This window comes from Pseudomonas fluorescens (assembly GCF_900215245.1).
Taxonomy (GTDB): Bacteria; Pseudomonadota; Gammaproteobacteria; order Pseudomonadales; family Pseudomonadaceae; genus Aquipseudomonas; species Aquipseudomonas fluorescens.
On the sequence record NZ_LT907842.1, the window covers coordinates 3,756,901 to 3,775,652 of the forward strand.

16 protein-coding genes are annotated in these 18,752 nt (G+C 60.2%); 15 read left to right on the plus strand and 1 reads right to left on the minus strand.

Annotation, left to right across the window (positions count from 1 at the left end; translation table 11 throughout):
• The first annotated feature begins 2 nt into the window (after window positions 1-2).
• The 10 genes from lpxB (at window position 3) to ispD (ending at window position 13,337) form a co-directional block, all read left to right on the plus strand.
• Window positions 3-1,142 (plus strand): lipid-A-disaccharide synthase, encoded by a 1,140-nt coding sequence (lpxB, locus tag CPH89_RS17420; protein WP_053254745.1) that lies wholly within the window; start codon window positions 3-5, stop codon window positions 1,140-1,142.
• On the plus strand, window positions 1,139-1,771 hold the full coding sequence (gene rnhB / locus CPH89_RS17425) for a ribonuclease HII (protein ID WP_053254746.1): 633 nt from the start codon (window positions 1,139-1,141) through the stop codon (window positions 1,769-1,771). The genes lpxB and rnhB overlap by 4 nt, the downstream gene beginning before the upstream one ends.
• Before the next feature lie 113 nt (window positions 1,772-1,884).
• On the plus strand, window positions 1,885-5,406 hold the full coding sequence (gene dnaE / locus CPH89_RS17430; RefSeq protein ID WP_053254747.1) for a DNA polymerase III subunit alpha: 3,522 nt from the start codon (window positions 1,885-1,887) through the stop codon (window positions 5,404-5,406).
• Between the two features lie 129 nt (window positions 5,407-5,535).
• A complete protein-coding gene (locus CPH89_RS17435) occupies window positions 5,536-6,483 on the plus strand; it encodes an acetyl-CoA carboxylase carboxyltransferase subunit alpha (RefSeq protein WP_016976871.1) in 948 nt (315 codons plus the stop codon).
• A 177-nt stretch (window positions 6,484-6,660) separates the two neighbouring features.
• Window positions 6,661-7,980 carry a tRNA lysidine(34) synthetase TilS gene (gene tilS, locus CPH89_RS17440; protein ID WP_053254748.1) on the plus strand — a complete coding sequence of 440 codons (1,320 nt, stop codon included), beginning with the start codon at window positions 6,661-6,663 and terminating at the stop codon, window positions 7,978-7,980.
• Between the two features lie 273 nt (window positions 7,981-8,253).
• A complete protein-coding gene (locus CPH89_RS17445) occupies window positions 8,254-9,885 on the plus strand; it encodes a CTP synthase (protein ID WP_053254749.1) in 1,632 nt (543 codons plus the stop codon).
• A gap of 5 nt (window positions 9,886-9,890) precedes the next feature.
• Window positions 9,891-10,736, plus strand: coding sequence for a 3-deoxy-8-phosphooctulonate synthase (gene kdsA, locus CPH89_RS17450; protein WP_010212442.1), 846 nt, complete (start codon window positions 9,891-9,893; stop codon window positions 10,734-10,736).
• Window positions 10,737-10,893: 157 nt separating this feature from the next.
• Window positions 10,894-12,183, plus strand: coding sequence for a phosphopyruvate hydratase (gene eno, locus CPH89_RS17455; protein ID WP_053254750.1), 1,290 nt, complete (start codon window positions 10,894-10,896; stop codon window positions 12,181-12,183).
• Between the two features lie 171 nt (window positions 12,184-12,354).
• Window positions 12,355-12,633 (plus strand): cell division protein FtsB, encoded by a 279-nt coding sequence (ftsB, locus tag CPH89_RS17460; RefSeq protein WP_053254751.1) that lies wholly within the window; start codon window positions 12,355-12,357, stop codon window positions 12,631-12,633.
• Window positions 12,630-13,337 carry a 2-C-methyl-D-erythritol 4-phosphate cytidylyltransferase gene (ispD, locus tag CPH89_RS17465; protein WP_053254752.1) on the plus strand — a complete coding sequence of 236 codons (708 nt, stop codon included), beginning with the start codon at window positions 12,630-12,632 and terminating at the stop codon, window positions 13,335-13,337. The genes ftsB and ispD overlap by 4 nt, the downstream gene beginning before the upstream one ends.
• Window positions 13,338-13,448: 111 nt before the next feature.
• On the opposite strand, the gene CPH89_RS17470 is transcribed toward ispD, so the two are convergent.
• Entirely contained in the window at window positions 13,449-14,345 is an 897-nt protein-coding gene (locus tag CPH89_RS17470; RefSeq protein WP_053254753.1) for a LysR substrate-binding domain-containing protein, read from the minus strand.
• 109 nt (window positions 14,346-14,454) lie between these two features.
• Here CPH89_RS17470 and CPH89_RS17475 point away from each other — a divergent pair, with 109 nt between their 5' ends.
• The 5 genes from CPH89_RS17475 to surE are packed head-to-tail and all read left to right on the plus strand — an operon-like array spanning window position 14,455 to window position 18,741.
• Entirely contained in the window at window positions 14,455-15,567 is a 1,113-nt protein-coding gene (locus CPH89_RS17475; protein WP_025855143.1) for an S-(hydroxymethyl)glutathione dehydrogenase/class III alcohol dehydrogenase, read from the plus strand.
• Window positions 15,568-15,575: 8 nt separating this feature from the next.
• Window positions 15,576-16,421 (plus strand): S-formylglutathione hydrolase, encoded by an 846-nt coding sequence (gene fghA, locus CPH89_RS17480; RefSeq protein ID WP_053254754.1) that lies wholly within the window; start codon window positions 15,576-15,578, stop codon window positions 16,419-16,421.
• Window positions 16,422-16,475: 54 nt separating this feature from the next.
• Window positions 16,476-16,949 carry a 2-C-methyl-D-erythritol 2,4-cyclodiphosphate synthase gene (gene ispF, locus CPH89_RS17485; RefSeq protein ID WP_053254755.1) on the plus strand — a complete coding sequence of 158 codons (474 nt, stop codon included), beginning with the start codon at window positions 16,476-16,478 and terminating at the stop codon, window positions 16,947-16,949.
• Entirely contained in the window at window positions 16,946-18,004 is a 1,059-nt protein-coding gene (gene truD, locus CPH89_RS17490) for a tRNA pseudouridine(13) synthase TruD (protein ID WP_053254756.1), read from the plus strand. Before ispF ends, truD begins: the two co-directional genes overlap by 4 nt.
• A complete protein-coding gene (gene surE / locus CPH89_RS17495; protein ID WP_053254757.1) occupies window positions 17,992-18,741 on the plus strand; it encodes a 5'/3'-nucleotidase SurE in 750 nt (249 codons plus the stop codon). Before truD ends, surE begins: the two co-directional genes overlap by 13 nt.
• Window positions 18,742-18,752 lie beyond the last annotated feature (11 nt).

Here is an 18,752-nt window from a genome sequence, read left to right on the forward strand (position 1 = left end):
TCATGGCCAATCTGCGTATCGCGCTGGTGGCCGGTGAAGCTTCCGGCGATATTCTCGGCGCAGGCCTGATGCGGGCCCTTAAGGCCCAGCATCCTGCGGTGGAGTTTATTGGCGTGGGTGGCCCACTCATGCAGGCTGAAGGTCTGACTTCTTACTTTCCCATGGAGCGCCTCTCGGTCATGGGGCTGGTGGAAGTATTGGGCCGTCTGCGTGAGCTGTTGGCGCGGCGTAAGCTACTGATTCAGACACTGATCGAAGAAAAGCCCGACGTATTTATCGGAATCGACGCGCCGGACTTCACCCTCAACATCGAACTCAAGTTGCGTCAGGCCGGTATCAAGACCGTGCATTACGTCAGCCCGTCCGTGTGGGCGTGGCGCCAGAAGCGCGTGCTGAAGATCCGCGAAGGCTGCGACTTGATGCTGACCTTGTTGCCATTCGAGGCCAGGTTCTACGAAGAAAAGGGCGTGCCGGTACGGTTTGTCGGGCACACGCTGGCCGACACCATACCGTTGCAAGCGGATCGCGCTGCTGCGCGCGCCGAACTGGGTTTACCCGACGGCCCGCTCGTAGCGCTGATGCCGGGCAGTCGAGGTGGCGAAGTCGGGCGCCTGGCCAGCGTGTTTTTTGATGCGGCCGAACGTCTTCAATCCATGAAGCCTGGTATTCGCTTCGTCTTGCCGTGTGCCAGCCCGCAACGGCGTGCACAAATCGAGACGCTGCTTGAAGGGCGCAATCTGCCGTTGACCTTGCTCGATGGCAAATCGCACCTGGCCCTCGCAGCCTGTGATGCGGTACTGATCGCCTCGGGCACGGCGACCCTGGAGGCCTTGCTGTACAAGCGCCCAATGGTTGTGGCCTATCGTCTGGCGCCGCTGACGTTCTGGATTCTCAAGCGCATGGTCAAAAGCCCTTACATCTCCTTGCCCAACCTGCTGGCCCAGCGCCTGCTGGTGCCGGAGTTGTTGCAGGACGATGCAACGCCTGAAGCGCTGGCGCAATCGCTACTGCCCTTGATCGACGGCGGTGAAGAGCAGACCCGTGGTTTTGACGATATCCACCGCACTTTACGCCGTGACGCGTCGAACCAGGCGGCCGACGCCGTATTGACCTTGATCGGCCAACAACAGGACGCTTTATGACAACGCAAATGGGCCTGGACTTCAGCCTGGTCGCCGAAGCTCACGCGCTGGTCGCCGGTGTCGACGAAGTAGGGCGTGGCCCGCTGTGTGGCGCCGTCGTGACGGCGGCGGTGATTCTCGACCCGAACCGCCCGATTCTCGGCCTCAACGACTCGAAAAAACTCACCGAGGCGCGGCGTGAAAAGCTCTACGACGAGATTTGCGAAAAAGCGCTGAGCTGGCATATCGCCCGTGCCGAAGTCGAAGAGATCGACGAGTTGAACATCCTCCATGCGACCATGCTGGCCATGCAGCGCGCGGTGGAAGGCCTGCACATCACCCCGAAAATGGCGATGATCGATGGCAACCGTTGCCCTAAATTGACGATGCCATCAGAAGCCGTGGTCAAGGGTGATAGCAAGGTGCCGGCCATCGCCGCCGCGTCGATCCTGGCCAAGGTCAGCCGTGACCGTGAAATGGCTGCTTTCGAATTGATCTACCCCGGCTATGGTATCGGAGGCCATAAAGGCTACCCGACGCCCGTTCATCTGGAAGCCCTGGCGCGCCTGGGCCCGACGCCGATCCATCGGCGCTCGTTCGCCCCGGTCCGCCTGGCTTACGAGGCGCGGGAAAGCCTCAGCGAGGTTTAGTCGCGAGGCTGATGTTTTTGCCAAGGCCCGGTACAATCCGGCCTTTAAAGCGCAGTAGCTTTAAATGCCGGATTTCCGGGCTTTGTTGTTTCTACGTTTAAGACAGGATCACTATGCCGGCTTCATTCGTTCACCTACGCCTGCACACTGAATACTCCCTGGTCGACGGCCTGGTACGGATCAAACCACTGGTCAAAACCCTGGTGGGCATGAATATGCCTGCGGTCGCGGTTACCGATCAGAACAACATGTGCTCCCTGGTCAAGTTCTACAAGAACGCCATGGGTGCCGGCATCAAGCCAATTTGCGGCGTCGACCTGTGGCTGTCCAACAAAGACCCGGATAACCCCCTGAGCCGCATCAGCCTGCTGGCGATGAACGGCGTGGGTTACCGCAACCTCACTGAGCTGATTTCCCGTGGCTTTATCGACGGTCAGCGTAACGGCTCGATCATCATCGAGCGCGAGTGGGTGGCCGAAGCGAGCGAGGGCGTGATCATGCTCTCGGCAGCCAAAGAGGGTGAGATCGGTATCGCGTTGCTCGGCGGCAACCCTCAGGAAGCCGAGGTGCTGGCCCGCGAGTGGATGCAGGTGTTCCCGGACCGCTTTTATCTGGAAGTCCAGCGCACCAATCGCCCCAATGATGAAGAACACCTGCACGCTGCCGTGGCCCTGGCTGACAAGCTGGGCGCGCCGCTGGTCGCGACCAACGATGTGCGTTTTATCAAGAAGGAAGATTTCGAAGCTCACGAAACCCGCGTGTGCATCGGCGAAGGCCGGGCCCTGGATGACCCGCGTCGTTCGAAGAACTACAGCGAGGAGCAATACCTCAAAAGCGCCGACGAAATGGCCGAGTTGTTCAGCGACCTGCCCGAAGCCCTGGAAAACTCCGTCGAGATCGCCAAACGCTGCAACATCGAAGTGAAGCTGGGCAAGCACTTCCTGCCCAACTTTCCCATTCCCGATGGCATGACCATCGATGAGTACTTTCGCAAGGTGTCGTTCGATGGCCTGGAGGAGCGTCTATCCGTTCTGTTGCCCAAGGACACCACCGAAGACTACGACGCCAAGCGCCAGGTCTACGTTGATCGGCTGAATTTCGAGCTGGATATCATCATCCAGATGGGCTTCCCCGGTTACTTCCTGATCGTTATGGACTTTATCCAGTGGGCCAAAAGCAACGGCGTACCGGTAGGTCCTGGCCGGGGGTCGGGTGCTGGCTCGCTGGTGGCCTATGTGCAAAAGATTACCGACCTCGACCCGCTGGAATATGACCTGCTGTTCGAACGGTTCCTGAACCCGGAACGGGTTTCCATGCCCGACTTCGACGTCGACTTCTGCATGGACGGTCGCGACCGTGTGATTGAGTACGTGGCTGAGAAGTACGGCCGCAACGCCGTGAGCCAGATCATCACGTTCGGTTCGATGGCGGCGAAAGCGGTGATCCGGGACGTGGCTCGAGTACAGGGCAAGTCCTACGGCCTGGCGGATCGTCTGTCGAAGATGATCCCGTTCGAAGTCGGCATGACCCTCGAAAAAGCCTACGAGCAGGAAGAAATCCTGCGTGACTTCATCAAGGTCGATGAAGAAGCCGCTGAAATCTGGGACATGGCGCGCAAACTCGAAGGCGTGGTGCGTAACGTCGGTAAACACGCCGGTGGTGTGGTAATCGCGCCGACCAAGCTGACCGACTTTTCGCCGATCTATTGCGATGAAGAAGGCGACGGCCTGGTCACTCAGTTCGACAAGGATGACGTGGAGGCGGCCGGCCTGGTGAAGTTCGACTTCCTCGGTCTGCGCACCCTGACGATCATTGACTGGGCGCTCAAGACGATTAACCGCGAGCGCGCCAAGGTCAACGAAGAACCGCTGGATATCGCGTTTATCCCGCTGGACGACAAGCCTACCTACCAGTTGCTGCAAAAAGCCGAAACCACGGCGGTATTCCAGCTTGAGTCGCGCGGCATGAAAGAGCTGATTAAAAAGCTCAAGCCCGACTGCCTGGAAGACTTGATCGCACTGGTGGCGCTGTTCCGTCCAGGCCCGCTGCAATCGGGCATGGTGGATGACTTCATCAACCGTAAGCACGGCCGTGCCGAGCTGGCGTATCCGCACTCCGACTACCAGTACGAAGGCCTCAAGCCGGTACTGGCGCCGACCTACGGCATCATCCTGTATCAGGAACAGGTGATGCAGATTGCCCAGGTCATGGCCGGTTACACCCTCGGGGGTGCGGACATGCTGCGTCGCGCCATGGGTAAGAAAAAACCCGAGGAAATGGCCAAGCAACGGGGCGGTTTCATTGAAGGTTGCGCCACCAATAATATCGACGCCGACCTCGCCGGTAACATTTTCGACCTGGTGGAAAAATTCGCCGGTTATGGCTTCAACAAATCCCACTCCGCCGCCTACGGCCTGGTTTCGTACCAGACCGCGTGGCTGAAAGCCCACTACCCAGCGCCGTTCATGGCTGCAGTACTCTCGGCGGATATGCACAACACCGACAAGGTCGTGACCTTGATCGAGGAAGTGCGCACGATGAAGCTGCGCCTCGACGCGCCGGACGTGAACGCCTCGGAGTTCAAGTTCACGGTGAACGACGAAGGCCGCATCATCTACGGCTTGGGCGCGATCAAAGGGGTGGGCGAAGGCCCGGTGGAGGCAATCACTGAGGCGCGCCAGGATGGGCCGTTCAAGGACCTGTTCGATTTCTGTGCGCGGGTTGACCTCAAGCGCATCAACAAGCGCACCCTCGATGGCTTGATCCGCAGTGGCGCACTCGATCGTCTCGGCCCGTACTTCCATGATGAGCCGAAAGCGTATCAGGCCAATATCGACCGCAACCGTGCGGTGCTGCTGACCGCCATGGAAGAAGCGATCAAGGCGGCCGAACAGACTGCCCGCACGCATGACAGCGGCCACGCCGACCTGTTTGGCGGGTTGTTCGTCGAAGCAGACGCGGACGTGTACGGCAACCACCGCAAGGCCAAGGAATTGACCCTCAAGGAACGGCTCAAGGGTGAGAAAGACACGCTGGGCCTCTACCTGACCGGCCACCCGATTGACGAATACGAAGGCGAAATTCGCCGTTTCGCCCGTCAGCGCATCATCGACCTGAAACCGGCGCGTGACACCCAGACCGTCGCCGGCATGATCATCGCCCTGCGGGTGATGAAAAATAAGAAGGGCGACAAGATGGGCTTTATCACTCTCGATGACCGCTCGGGCCGGATCGAGGCGTCGCTGTTTGCCGATGCCTTCCACTCCGCCCAGTCGTTGTTGCAAACCGATGCCATGGTGGTGGTGGAAGGCGAGGTCAGCAACGATGACTTCTCCGGCGGCCTGCGCCTGCGGATCAAAAGGGTGATGAGCATGGAAGATGCACGTACCAATTTGGCGGAAAGCCTGCGTTTGAAGGTCAAGACCGAAGCGCTCAAAGGCGATCAGCTACGCTGGTTGGGTGACCTGCTCAAACGCCACCGCGGCGCGTGCCCGGTGACCATGGAGTACACCGGCAATGACGCCAAGGCGATGCTGCAGTTTGGTGAGACGTGGCGAATTGATCCCGCTGATGGCTTGATTCAAGCTTTGCGTGACCAGTTCGGGCGAGACAACGTCTTCCTCCAATACCGTTGACGGTCAGATACGTCTGATCTCGACTGAACATTTAATCTCGACCTAAACGCGCCTCTCCCTTAAGGTAGGGCGCGAATAGACAACCGGCTGGCCAGGCACCCCTTGGCCGTCGACCCAAGACGGACGCTTATGAACCCGAATTTTCTTGATTTCGAACAGCCGATCGCTGACCTGCAAGCCAAGATCGAAGAACTGCGCCTGGTCGGCAATGACAATTCGCTGAACATCGGCGATGAGATCGCTCGCCTGCAAGACAAGAGCAGCACGCTCACCGAAGACATCTTCGGCAAGCTGACCAGCTGGCAGATCGCGCGTCTGGCTCGCCACCCGCGCCGTCCCTACACCCTGGACTACATTCAGCACATCTTCACCGAGTTCGACGAGCTGCACGGCGACCGCCACTTCTCCGACGACGCGGCCATCGTGGGCGGTATCGCTCGCCTGGACGACCAGCCGGTGATGGTGATCGGTCACCAGAAAGGCCGCGAAGTGCGCGAAAAGGTACGCCGCAACTTCGGCATGCCGCGCCCTGAAGGCTACCGCAAGGCCTGCCGCCTGATGGAAATGGCCGAGCGTTTCAAAATGCCGATCCTGACCTTCATCGACACCCCGGGTGCCTACCCAGGTATCGACGCCGAAGAGCGTAACCAGAGCGAAGCGATCGCCTGGAACCTGCGCGTGATGGCCCGCCTGAAAACCCCGATCATCGCCACCGTGATTGGTGAAGGTGGTTCCGGCGGTGCGCTGGCCATCGGGGTTTGCGACCAGTTGAACATGCTGCAATATTCGACCTACGCGGTGATCTCGCCGGAAGGTTGCGCTTCGATCCTGTGGAAAACCGCCGAAAAGGCGCCGGACGCTGCCGAAGCCATGGGTATCACCGCCGATCGCCTCAAAGGCCTGGGCATCGTTGATAAGGTTATCGCCGAGCCATTGGGCGGCGCCCACCGTGACCCGGCTGCCGCTGCGGCGACCATCCGCGCCGAGCTGGGCTCGCAACTGGCGATGCTCAAGAAGCTGGATAACGAGGCACTGCTGGCCCGTCGTTATGAGCGCCTGATGAGCTACGGTCTCTGATCAGGCACTGATCTGACAGGCAAAGCCGTACGAATGTGGGAGCGGGCTTGCTCGCGAATGCGCTGTATCAGTCGACCTATTCAGTGACTGACACACCGCCTTCGCGAGCAAGCCCGCTCCCACATTTGCTGTGTGTATGCTTGGCTGCCGTATTCCAGTTCTGCGCCGGTATTTTTGATGAGCCCTACCTTACCCGCCAAACTCCTGCAAAACCTTGCGCCCTGGCGCAACGCCCCGGCCTGGCATATCGCATTCTCCGGTGGGCTTGATTCAACCGTCCTGCTGCACCTCCTCGCCTCCCTGGCAAACACCGAAACCCTGCCGCCTCTCAGCGCCATCCATATCCACCATGGCCTGCAAGCTGCCGCCGATGCCTGGCCAAGTCATTGCCAAGCCGTATGTGACGAGCTGGGCGTGCCCTTGCGGGTGGCGCATGTGCACGTTCAGTCGGGTGCCAGCCTTGAGCGGGCGGCGCGTGATGCGCGCTACCGGGCGTTTGCCGAGGTGACCGGGGCAGGGCAGGTGATGCTCACCGGCCAGCATCGTGATGACCAAGCCGAAACCCTGCTGTTTCGCCTGTTGCGCGGGGCGGGCGTGCGCGGGTTGGCGGCAATGCCCGTGCATCGCCCGTTGGCGGATGGACACTTGGTGCGACCATTGCTGGATGCCTCGCGTGCTGAGTTGGAGGCCTACGCCCAGCAACACCAGTTGACGTGGATCCAAGACCCTTCCAACGCCGATTCGCGGTTTTCCCGCAATTACCTGCGCCATCGTGTCGTCCCGGTGCTGGCGGAGCGTTGGCCTCAAGCTGTCGCAAGCCTGGCCCGCACTGCCGAACACCTCAGCGAAGCCCAGGGTCTGTTGGACGAATTGGCATTGATGGACCTGCGAGCCGCCGACCAACCCTCGGCATTTCCCTGGTTGTGCTTGCCGTCGTTGGCCCTTGCGCCGTTACGCGAGCTTTCCGATGCCCGTCAGAGCAATGCCCTGCGCCATTGGCTCAACCCTCTTACTCGGTTACCCGACAGCGACCACTGGGCCAGTTGGTATTCCCTGCGCGACGCCAAGGCCGACGCGCAACCACAGTGGGGCCTGGCCGACGGCCAGTTGCACCGTTGTGGCGAGCGCATTTGGTGGCTGCCTTCCACTTGGTCGGAATTTTCCGACGCGTCAGTGAGCTGGTCGCAGCCGCAAAACCCTCTAGAGTTACCCGGCAATGGCCAGCTGAGATTTGTCGGCAAGGCCCCTGCAGGGCCATTGGTGATCCGTTACCGCCAGGGCGGCGAAATCATTGACGTGCCGGGCCGAGGCCGGCGTGACCTGAAGCGTTTGCTTAACGAATGTGGGCTGCCGGGCTTCATGCGTGGCAGATTGCCGCTGCTCTATCAGGGTGAACAATTGCTGGCTGTCCCCAGCCTTGCGGGGTTAGGGGTGACATCGCCGGGCGACTGGCAATTACATTGGATGCCACAGACGTGCGATCAAGGTTTGAGCTGATAGAGCCTTTCCGGTAGACTACGCTCCCTTCTTGATACAACTTCTGTGGATTCGACTGAATTGCAGGAGTTGCCGATTACCAAGCAGTCTTTGCTGGGCGATTCCAAAAAATGTGTAGCGATCAACGTACCGGTGTTTCATTGCTGGTCTGTCACAACGCGGCGGTTTTTTTGAAAGGTGCACTGTGATTAATGCAGGTGATCGGGGGCTTCGGCCTTCCTTCGCTTTCCCCGGCGGCTCGGACCGCTTTAACGCAGACTTCTAGGGTTTTTCATGACGCGCTACATATTCGTCACGGGCGGTGTTGTTTCTTCATTGGGGAAAGGCATTGCCTCCGCTTCATTGGCGGCCATCCTGGAGGCGCGGGGACTTAAGGTCACCATGCTCAAGCTGGACCCGTACATCAACGTTGACCCGGGCACCATGAGCCCGTTCCAGCACGGTGAAGTGTTCGTCACACACGACGGCGCCGAGACCGACCTGGACCTGGGCCACTACGAGCGGTTCATCCGCACGACCATGACCCAGAACAACAACTTCACCACCGGCCGTGTCTACGAGCACGTGCTGCGCAAGGAGCGCCGTGGTGACTACCTGGGTGCAACCATCCAGGTGATCCCGCACATCACCGACGAAATCAAGCGCCGCATCATCAAGGGTGCAGGCGATGCCGACGTGGCGATGGTCGAGATCGGTGGCACCGTAGGTGACATCGAATCCCAGCCGTTCCTCGAAGCCATCCGCCAGTTGCGTTTCGAAGTCGGCGCCAAGCGCGCGATGCTGATGCACCTGACACTGGTGCCGTACATCGCTACCGCGGGCGAAACCAAAACCAAGCCAACCCAGCACTCGGTCAAGGAACTGCGTTCCATCGGCCTGCAGCCGGACGTGCTGGTGTGCCGCTCCGATCACCCGATCGACATTTCCTCGCGTCGCAAGATCGCGCAGTTCACCAACGTTGAAGAGCGTGCGGTGATTGCCCTGGAAGACGCCGACACCATCTACAAGATCCCGGGCATCCTGCATTCGCAAGGTCTGGATGATTTTGTGGTCGAGCGTTTCGGCCTGCAGTGCAACGGTGCGGACCTGTCCGAGTGGGAAGCCGTGGTTGATGCCAAGCTCAACCCTGAGCACGAAGTCACCATCGCCATGGTCGGCAAGTACATGGAACTGCTGGACGCGTACAAGTCGCTGATCGAAGCGATGAGCCACGCCGGTATCAGCAACCGTACCAAGGTCAACCTGCGCTACATCGATTCCGAAGACATCGAGAACCAGGGCACCGCACTGCTCGAAGGCGTTGACGCGATCCTCGTTCCCGGCGGTTTCGGCCTGCGTGGCGTGGAAGGCAAGATCACCGCTGTGCAGTACGCTCGTGAAAACAAGGTGCCGTACCTGGGCATCTGCCTGGGCATGCAAGTGGCCGTTATCGAATTCGCTCGCAACGTGCTGGGCTGGAAAGACGCCAACTCCACCGAGTTCGATCACGCCAGCGGCCACCCGGTCGTCGGCCTGATCACCGAGTGGGAAGATGCCACCGGCGCCGTTGAGACCCGTACCGAAAGCTCCGACCTGGGCGGCACCATGCGCCTTGGCGCGCAAGACTGCCTGCTGGAGCCGGGCTCGCTGGTCCACGATTGCTACGGCAAGGATGTGATCGTCGAGCGTCACCGTCACCGCTACGAAGTGAACAACAACCTGCTGCCGCAGATCAAAGAAGCCGGCCTGAAGATCTCCGGTCGCTCCGGTGATGGCAAGCTGGTTGAAGTGGTCGAGGCGCCGGATCATCCGTGGTTCGTGGCGTGCCAGTTCCACCCTGAGTTCACCTCGACCCCGCGCGACGGTCACCCGTTGTTCACCGGTTTCGTTAAAGCAGCACTGACGCAACATCAGAAGAAGGCGTGAACCTGATGGCCCAGAAGATCATTCGCGTAGGCGACATCGAGATTGCCAACGACAAGCCCATGGTGCTGTTCGGCGGCATGAACGTGCTGGAAAGCCGCGACATGGCGATGCAGGTCTGTGAAGAGTACGTCAAGGTCACCGAGAAACTCGGTATCCCCTACGTGTTCAAGGCCAGCTTCGACAAGGCCAACCGTTCGTCCGTGACCTCCTATCGCGGCCCAGGCCTTGAAGAAGGCATGCGGATCTTCCAGGACATCAAGCAAGCCTTCGGCGTGCCGATCATCACCGACGTCCACGAGCCTGAACAGGCTGCCGTGGTCGCCGAGGTGTGCGACATCATCCAGCTGCCGGCCTTCCTGTCGCGCCAGACCGACCTCGTGGTCGCCATGGCCAAGACCGGCGCTGTGATCAACATCAAGAAAGCCCAGTTCCTCGCGCCTCAGGAAATGAAACATATCCTGAACAAGTGCGTGGAAGCGGGTAACGACCAGTTGATCCTCTGCGAGCGCGGTTCGAGCTTCGGCTACAACAACCTCGTGGTGGATATGCTCGGTTTCGGCATCATGAAACAGTTCGAGTACCCGGTGTTTTTCGACGTGACCCACGCGCTGCAAATGCCCGGTGGTCGTGCCGACTCCGCTGGCGGGCGGCGTGCCCAGGTACTGGACCTGGCCAAGGCCGGCATCAGCCAGTCTTTGGCGGGCCTGTTCCTGGAAGCCCACCCGGACCCGGACAACGCCAAATGCGACGGTCCGTGCGCCCTGCGCCTGGACAAGCTGGAGCCATTCCTGGCCCAGCTCAAGCAGTTGGACGAACTGGTCAAGAGTTTTCCGACGGTAGAGACCGCGTAAGCGGCATTTCTCCGGTAGACTTTCCCTCGCTTTACGCTCAGGCCTGCGGGCCTGAGCCTTGTCGCCTGCAAGCCTGCCCCGTTGTTCCACCCTTGCGGTCGGTCAAAAGATTTCCTTCAGCTGCGTCGTTTTCGTCAACTTTGGAGTGTTTACAACAATGGCAAAAATCGTCGACATCAAAGGTCGTGAAGTTCTCGACTCCCGTGGCAACCCCACCGTCGAAGCCGACGTGCTTCTCGATAACGGCATCATCGGCAGCGCCTGCGCGCCGTCCGGTGCTTCTACCGGTTCGCGCGAAGCGCTGGAACTGCGTGATGGCGACAAGAGCCGTTACCTGGGCAAAGGTGTACTCAAGGCTGTAGCCAACATCAACGGCCCGATCCGTGACCTGTTGCTGGGCAAGGACCCGCTGGACCAGAAAGCCCTGGACCACGCGATGATCAAGCTCGACGGCACTGAAAACAAGGGCAGCCTGGGCGCCAACGCCATCCTCGCCGTGTCCCTGGCCGCTGCCAAGGCCGCCGCCCAGGACCAGGACCTGCCGCTGTACGCCCACATCGCCAACCTGAACGGCACGCCGGGTGTGTACTCGATGCCGGTGCCGATGATGAACATCATCAACGGCGGCGAGCACGCTGATAACAACGTCGACATCCAGGAATTCATGGTGCAGCCGGTTGGCGCCAAGACCTTCTCCGAAGGCCTGCGCATGGGCACCGAGATTTTCCATCACCTCAAAGCTGTGTTGAAGGCCCGTGGCCTGAGCACCGCGGTGGGTGACGAGGGTGGTTTTGCCCCGAACCTGGCGTCCAACGAAGATGCACTGAAAGTGATCTCCGAAGCCGTGGCCAACGCGGGCTACAAGCTGGGCACCGACGTGACCCTGGCTCTGGACTGCGCCGCCAGCGAGTTCTACGAGGACGGTAAATACAACCTGTCCGGCGAAGGCCACGTGTTCACCTCCGAAGGTTTTGCTGACTACCTCAAAGGCCTGACCGAGCGCTACCCGATCATCTCGATCGAAGATGGCCTGGACGAGTCCGACTGGGCGGGCTGGAAAGTCCTCACCGACAAGATCGGCGAGAAAATCCAACTGGTCGGCGACGACCTGTTCGTGACCAACACCAAGATCCTCAAAGAAGGCATCGACAAGCAGATCGCCAACTCGATCCTGATCAAGTTCAACCAGATCGGCACCCTGACCGAAACCCTGGAAGCCATCCAGATGGCCAAGGCCGCGGGCTACACCGCCGTGATCTCGCACCGCTCCGGCGAAACCGAAGATTCGACCATTGCCGACCTGGCGGTGGGCACTTCGGCCGGCCAGATCAAGACCGGCTCCCTGTGCCGTTCCGACCGCGTGTCCAAGTACAACCAATTGCTGCGTATCGAAGAGCAACTGGCAGGTAAAGCCAAATACAACGGTCGCAGCGAGTTTCGCGGCTGAGTGTTAAATGGTAAAAAGTCGACGGGTTGCGTCGGAAATAACACGACAGTGTGAATTTCGACGCTAATCTGAGGGCTATCAAGCACAAGCCTGGTTCATCCAGGCTTCGTGCTATCAGTTGCTTCAAAAGTTTTGCATGGCTGTCTTTTTTTACTGGATACCCGGATTTCGATGCGCAGTCCCAATTGGTTGTTCCTCGTCTTGCTCTTATTGCTGGCTGGCCTGCAGTACCGCCTATGGGTCGGTAATGGCAGCTTTGCGCAGGTGAAAGAGCTGACTCAGCAAATTGCCGACCAGCACGCCGAAAACGAAATCCTGCTGGAGCGCAATCGCGTCCTCGATGCCGAAGTGCTTGAGCTGAAAAAAGGGATGGAGACCGTTGAAGAACGGGCTCGTCATGAGTTGGGCATGGTCAAGGAGGGCGAAACCCTCTACCAGTTGGCCCAATGAACCCGTCGTTACCGGCCTTCTGGGCCGTGATTCCTGCCGCGGGCGTTGGTGCCCGTATGGCCGCGGACCGTCCCAAGCAGTACTTGCAACTGGGCGGGCGCACTATTCTCGAACACAGCCTCGGCTGTTTTCTCGATCATCCTGGCCTCAAGGGGCTGGTGGTCAGTCTTGCTGTAGATGACCCCTATTGGCCAAGCCTGTCGTGTGCCAGCGACCCTCGCATTGTGCGTGCGGACGGCGGCGACGAGCGCTCGGGTTCAGTACTCAATGCGTTGCTGCAACTCAATGCGCTTGGCGCCAGCGATGACGACTGGGTGCTGGTGCACGACGCCGCGCGCCCTAACCTGAGCCGTGATGACCTCGACACGTTGTTGGCGGAACTCGCCGATGATCCGGTCGGCGGCTTGCTCGCCGTGCCGGCGCGCGACACCCTCAAGCGTATCGACAAGCACGGCCGTGTGGTGGAAACCGTCGATCGCAGCCTGATCTGGCAGGCGTATACGCCGCAGATGTTCCGCCTGGGTGCCTTGCATCGCGCCCTGGCCGACAGCCTGGTGGCAGACGCAGTGATCACCGACGAAGCCTCGGCCATGGAATGGTCGGGCCAGGCGCCGCGCCTGATCGAAGGGCGCGCGGACAATATCAAGGTCACCCGCCCGGAAGATCTGGAATGGCTCCGGCTGCGGTGGGCAAACCGCAGATAGTCAGTGACACCGTGTCGACTTCATCGCAGGCAAGCCAGCTCCCACAGTTGAAATGCAATTCTCTGTGGGAGTCGGGCTTGCCCGCGATGAGGCCCGAACAGTCGCCCTAAATTACGCGCTGTACTCCGGCCGTTCAGCCAACCCCTCCTTCAAAAAATCCACCAGCTTCCTGACCTTCGGCGACAAATGCCGTTGCTGCGGATACAGCGCCCACACCGCCGTATTCGGTGGCTGATGCGCCTCCAGCAGCGACACCAGCGCGCCACTGTGCAAATGCTCCAGCACGTAATAATCCGGCAGTTGGCACAACCCCACCCCTTGCAGCGCTGCATCCAATACCGCTTGCCCACTGTTGCAACGCCAGTTTCCCTGCACCCGTTGGGAAAATTCCCGCCCATCCTGCGCCAGTTGCCAAATGTCCGAGCTGCCGATCAGGCAGTTATGCCGACTTAATTCCGACAAACTATGTGGCCGACCGTACCGAGCCAAGTAGGACGGCGACGCGCACAGGTACATGCGTCGAGGGGCCAGGCGACTGGCAACCATGCGCGAGTCTTGCAGGCGGCCCAGCCGGATCGCCAGGTCCAGGCCTTCATGCACCAGGTCCAACTGGCGATTGCTCAGCTCGATGTCCACGCGCAATTGCGGATACAGCCCCATGAATCGCGTGACCAGCGGCACGATAAAGCGCTCGCCGTACGCCACCGCACAGGTCATGCGCAACATGCCCTTGGGTTCGCTGGTGAGGTCGCCCACCGCGCGTAAGGCTTCTTCACGACCATCTTGTAAGCGCTGGCAATGTTGCAGGAAGGTCTGGCCGGCTTCGGTCAGCGTTACCTTGCGCGTACTTCGATACAGCAAGCGGGTTTGCAACCGCTCTTCCAAGCGCGCTACCTGCCGGCTGATATGCGATGAAGACACGCCCAGCCGTTCGGCCGCCGCGGTGAATTGGCTGCATTCAGCCACGGCGACAAACTCATCGATGCCTTCCCAGCGGTTTTCCAACATGTTGATTGTCCCTGTACAGCAATAAAGTTTTGCTTTTGCCCGGATTATTAATCAGTCAGCCATGTTTTACACTCACTGCCTCAGTTTTTAACTCCCTGGAGAAACACGGATGATCAAGTCCCGCGCTGCCGTAGCCTTCGAAGCGAAAAAGCCCCTTGAGATTGTTGAAGTGGATGTCGCCATGCCCAAGGCTGGCGAGGTGCTGTTGCGGGTGGTCGCGTCCGGCGTGTGCCATACCGACGCCTACACCTTGTCGGGCGCCGACCCGGAAGGCATTTTCCCGTCGATCCTTGGCCATGAAGGCGGTGCGGTGGTTGAAGCGATCGGTGAGGGCGTGACCTCGGTTGCTGTCGGTGACCACGTGATCCCGCTGTACACCCCGGAATGTGGCAAGTGCAAATTCTGCCTGTCGGGCAAGACCAACCTGTGCCAGGCCATCCGCTCCACCCAAGGCAAAGGCCTGATGCCCGATGGCACCACGCGCTTCTCCTACAAGGGGCAGCCGATTTTCCACTACATGGGCACCTCGACCTTCTCCGAGTACACCGTGTTGCCGGAAATCTCCGTGGCCAAGATTCCTAAAGAAGCGCCGCTGGAAAAGGTCTGCCTGCTGGGTTGCGGCGTCACCACCGGCATCGGTGCCGTGATCAACACGGCCAAGGTCAAGCCTGGCGACACCGTGGCGATCTTCGGTCTGGGCGGCATCGGCCTGTCGGCAGTGATCGGCGCGGTCAAAGCCAAGGCCGGCCGCATCATCGCCATTGACATCAACCCGGCCAAGTTCGAAATTGCCAAGCAACTGGGCGCCACCGACTGCATCAACCCGAAAGACTACGACCGCCCAATTCAGGACGTAATTGTCGACTTGACCGACGGCGGCGTGGACTTTTCCTTCGAGTGCATCGGCAATGTGCAACTGATGCGCGCCGCGCTCGAGTGCTGCCACAAAGGCTGGGGCGAGTCGGTGATCATCGGTGTTGCCGGCGCCGGCCAGGAAATCGCCACTCGCCCATTCCAGCTGGTGACCGGTCGCGTCTGGCGCGGTTCGGCGTTCGGCGGCGTGCGCGGTCGTACTGAATTGCCAAGCTACGTGGAAATGGCCCAGACCGGCGAGATCCCGCTGGACACGTTCATCACCCACACCATGGGCCTGGAAGACATCAACAAAGCGTTTGATCTGATGCATGAAGGCAAGAGCATTCGTACCGTCATCCACTTCTGAGGTCGGCCATGAGTCTGGAAAACCTGTCGTGCCAGAAGAGCTTCGGCGGCTGGCATAAACGCTACAAGCATCATTCCGATGTGCTCGGTTGCGATATGACGTTTGCCGTCTACCTGCCGCCGCAAGCAGAGCAGGGTGGCACGTTACCGGTGCTGTACTGGCTGTCCGGGTTGACCTGCACCGACGAGAACTTCATGCAGAAGGCCGGCGCCCATCGGATGGCCGCCGAACTGGGGTTGATCATCGTCGCACCGGACACCAGCCCGCGCGGGCCAGGTGTGCCGGACGATCCGGATAACGCTTGGGATTTCGGCCTGGGGGCGGGTTTCTACCTGAATGCCACCCAGGAACCTTGGGCCAAGCACTATCGGATGCATGACTACGTGGTGCAGGAATTGCCGGCGTTGGTTGAAGCGCATTTCCCCGCGTCGGATAAGCGCGGCATCAGCGGCCATTCCATGGGCGGTCATGGTGCGTTGGTGTGTGCCTTGCGCAACCCAGGTCGTTACCAATCGGTGTCGGCATTTTCGCCGATCAACAACCCGATGGACTGCCCGTGGGGCCAGAAAGCCTTTTCCCGTTATTTGGGCGAAGAACGCTCCAAATGGCGTGAATGGGATGCCTGCGTGCTGATCAGCGAAGCCTCGGAAAAGCTGCCTCTGTTGGTCGATCAGGGGGATCGCGATGATTTCCTGGCCGTGCAACTCAAGCCTGAAGCGTTGCAGCAGGCGGCCAAGGCGGCCAACCATCCACTCGAACTGCGCCTGCAGCCGGGTTATGACCACAGCTACTTCTTCATCGCCAGCTTCATCGAAGACCATTTGCGACACCATGGTCGTGCTTTGCTCGGTTAATGTGAGGCAAAAGTAGGTAGAATCACGCCCTGAATTAAATCGGGGCGTTTTTTTATGCGTATTGGCCACGGCTACGATGTGCACCGTTTCGCTGAAGGCGATTTCATCACCCTGGGCGGCGTGCGCATTGCACACCACCATGGGTTGCTGGCTCATTCCGACGGCGACGTAGTGCTGCATGCCTTGAGCGATGCTTTGCTCGGCGCGGCCGCGTTGGGGGATATCGGCAAGCACTTTCCGGACACCGACCCTTCTTTCAAGGGCGCGGACAGCCGTGTGTTGCTGCGCCATGTGGTTGGCCTGATCCACGCCAAGGGCTGGAAAGTCGGCAACGTCGATAACACCATCGTGGCCCAGGCGCCGAAAATGGCCCCGCACATCGAATCGATGCGCGCGCTGATTGCCATGGACCTGCAAATTGAATTGGATCAAGTGAACGTGAAAGCCACCACCACCGAAAAGCTCGGGTTTACCGGTCGTGAAGAGGGCATTGCGGTGCACTCCGTCGCCTTGTTGCTGCGCGCATGAACGACCTGGAACTGTTGGGCCCGCGGGCCTACGGCGAGGCGCTGGGCAGCGCAGTCCTGAAGGCTACGGCGGAAGATTTCCAGGTCGACGAAGTGCTCGATATCCCGCTGACCGGCGACGGTGAGCACCTGTGGCTGTGGGTCGAAAAGCGTGGCCTGAATACCGAAGAAGCTGCACGGCGAATCGCCAAGGCTGCTGGCGTGCCCTTGCGCACCGTCAGCTATGCCGGCCTCAAGGATCGCCAGGCGTTGACCCGCCAGTGGTTCAGCGTGCAACTGCCAGGCAAGGCCGACCCGGACATGAGCGGTGCGGAAAACGACACCCTCAAGATCCTTAAAATCGCCCGCCACAAACGCAAGCTGCAACGCGGTGCGCATTCGGCCAACGGCTTTACCCTGCGCCTCACCCAACTGGCCGGCGACACCGCCGCGATCGACGCGCGTTTGCAACTGATTGCCCAGCATGGCATTCCTAATTATTTCGGTACCCAGCGGTTTGGCCACAACGGTGGCAACGTGGTGGACGCGCGTGCGTGGGCGGCGCGCAAGGCGTTGCCTGAGCAGCGCAATGTGCGTTCGCGGTTGCTGTCCACCGCGCGTAGCTTTCTGTTTAACAAAGTGTTGGCAGCACGTGTCGCTGACGGCTCCTGGCAGCGTGCCCAGGTCGGCGATTTGCTCGCGTTTACCGACAGCCGCAGTTTTTTTCCGGCGGGGGAGGCTGAATGCAGCGACCCGCGCCTGGCAATTCTGGACCTGCACCCGACCGGGCCGCAGTGGGGCGAGGGTGATTCGCCGGCGAGCGGTGCAACCCATGCGCTGGAACAGGCGGTTGCCGCCAGTGAAGCCGACCTGCGCGATTGGCTGGTGAATGCCGGCATGAGCCAGGAACGTCGCATTCTTCGACTGCCCATTGGCGGGTTGACGTGGCATTATCCCGGTCCTGACATTCTGCAATTGGAATTCGTCCTGCCGGCCGGATGCTTCGCCACTGTGTTGGTGCGCGAGCTTGTTGATCTGGTGCCGGTGGGGCCGACGGACAACCCATGCGTATTCTGATATCAAACGATGACGGTGCCACCGCACCCGGTCTTGCCGCGCTTTATGCAGCGCTGGAAGATTACGCCGAGTGCGTGGTGGTTGCCCCGGACCAGGACAAGAGCGGCGCCAGCAGTTCGCTGACGCTCGATCGTCCGTTGCACCCGCACGTTCTGGCTAATGGCTTTATCAGTGTGAACGGCACTCCGACCGATTGCGTGCACCTGGCAATCAACAGTTTGTTGGAGCAGGAGCCTGACCTGGTGGTCTCGGGTATCAACCTCGGCGCCAACCTGGGCGACGACGTGTTGTACTCCGGCACCGTGGCGGCGGCCCTTGAGGGGCGATTCCTGGGCCGTACCTCATTCGCATTTTCGTTTGCTTCACGGCAACTGGATAACCTGGCGACGGCGGCGTACTTCGCGCGCAAGCTGGTGCAAGCCCACGGCTCCCTGGACTTGCCGCCGCGTACGGTACTCAACGTCAATATTCCCAATTTGCCCCTCGACCATATTCGCGGCATCCAGCTGACGCGCCTGGGCCATCGCGCCCGGGCGGCGGCGCCATTGAAAGTGGTCGACCCGCGTGGCAAGGAAGGCTATTGGATCGCCGCAGCGGGCGACGCCGAGGACGGTGGGCCGGGCACGGACTTTCATGCGGTGATGCAAGGTTATGTTTCGATTACCCCGTTGCAGCTTGATCGCACCTTCAGTGATGCCTTCAGTAGTCTGGATGGCTGGCTCGAGGGGCTGCGTTGATGGCGCGTGAA

What these genes read in the sequence shown, in the direction of transcription:
- lpxB (WP_053254745.1), top strand. Translation starts at nt 3, where the DNA reads ATGGCCAATCTGCGTATCGCGCTGGTGGCCGGTGAAGCTTCCGGCGAT.
- rnhB (WP_053254746.1), top strand. Translation starts at nt 1,139, where the DNA reads ATGACAACGCAAATGGGCCTGGACTTCAGCCTGGTCGCCGAAGCTCAC.
- dnaE (WP_053254747.1), top strand. Translation starts at nt 1,885, where the DNA reads ATGCCGGCTTCATTCGTTCACCTACGCCTGCACACTGAATACTCCCTG.
- CPH89_RS17435 (WP_016976871.1), top strand. Translation starts at nt 5,536, where the DNA reads ATGAACCCGAATTTTCTTGATTTCGAACAGCCGATCGCTGACCTGCAA.
- tilS (WP_053254748.1), top strand. Translation starts at nt 6,661, where the DNA reads ATGAGCCCTACCTTACCCGCCAAACTCCTGCAAAACCTTGCGCCCTGG.
- CPH89_RS17445 (WP_053254749.1), top strand. Translation starts at nt 8,254, where the DNA reads ATGACGCGCTACATATTCGTCACGGGCGGTGTTGTTTCTTCATTGGGG.
- kdsA (WP_010212442.1), top strand. Translation starts at nt 9,891, where the DNA reads ATGGCCCAGAAGATCATTCGCGTAGGCGACATCGAGATTGCCAACGAC.
- eno (WP_053254750.1), top strand. Translation starts at nt 10,894, where the DNA reads ATGGCAAAAATCGTCGACATCAAAGGTCGTGAAGTTCTCGACTCCCGT.
- ftsB (WP_053254751.1), top strand. Translation starts at nt 12,355, where the DNA reads ATGCGCAGTCCCAATTGGTTGTTCCTCGTCTTGCTCTTATTGCTGGCT.
- ispD (WP_053254752.1), top strand. Translation starts at nt 12,630, where the DNA reads ATGAACCCGTCGTTACCGGCCTTCTGGGCCGTGATTCCTGCCGCGGGC.
- CPH89_RS17470 (WP_053254753.1), bottom strand. Translation starts at nt 14,345, where the DNA reads ATGTTGGAAAACCGCTGGGAAGGCATCGATGAGTTTGTCGCCGTGGCT.
- CPH89_RS17475 (WP_025855143.1), top strand. Translation starts at nt 14,455, where the DNA reads ATGATCAAGTCCCGCGCTGCCGTAGCCTTCGAAGCGAAAAAGCCCCTT.
- fghA (WP_053254754.1), top strand. Translation starts at nt 15,576, where the DNA reads ATGAGTCTGGAAAACCTGTCGTGCCAGAAGAGCTTCGGCGGCTGGCAT.
- ispF (WP_053254755.1), top strand. Translation starts at nt 16,476, where the DNA reads ATGCGTATTGGCCACGGCTACGATGTGCACCGTTTCGCTGAAGGCGAT.
- truD (WP_053254756.1), top strand. Translation starts at nt 16,946, where the DNA reads ATGAACGACCTGGAACTGTTGGGCCCGCGGGCCTACGGCGAGGCGCTG.
- surE (WP_053254757.1), top strand. Translation starts at nt 17,992, where the DNA reads ATGCGTATTCTGATATCAAACGATGACGGTGCCACCGCACCCGGTCTT.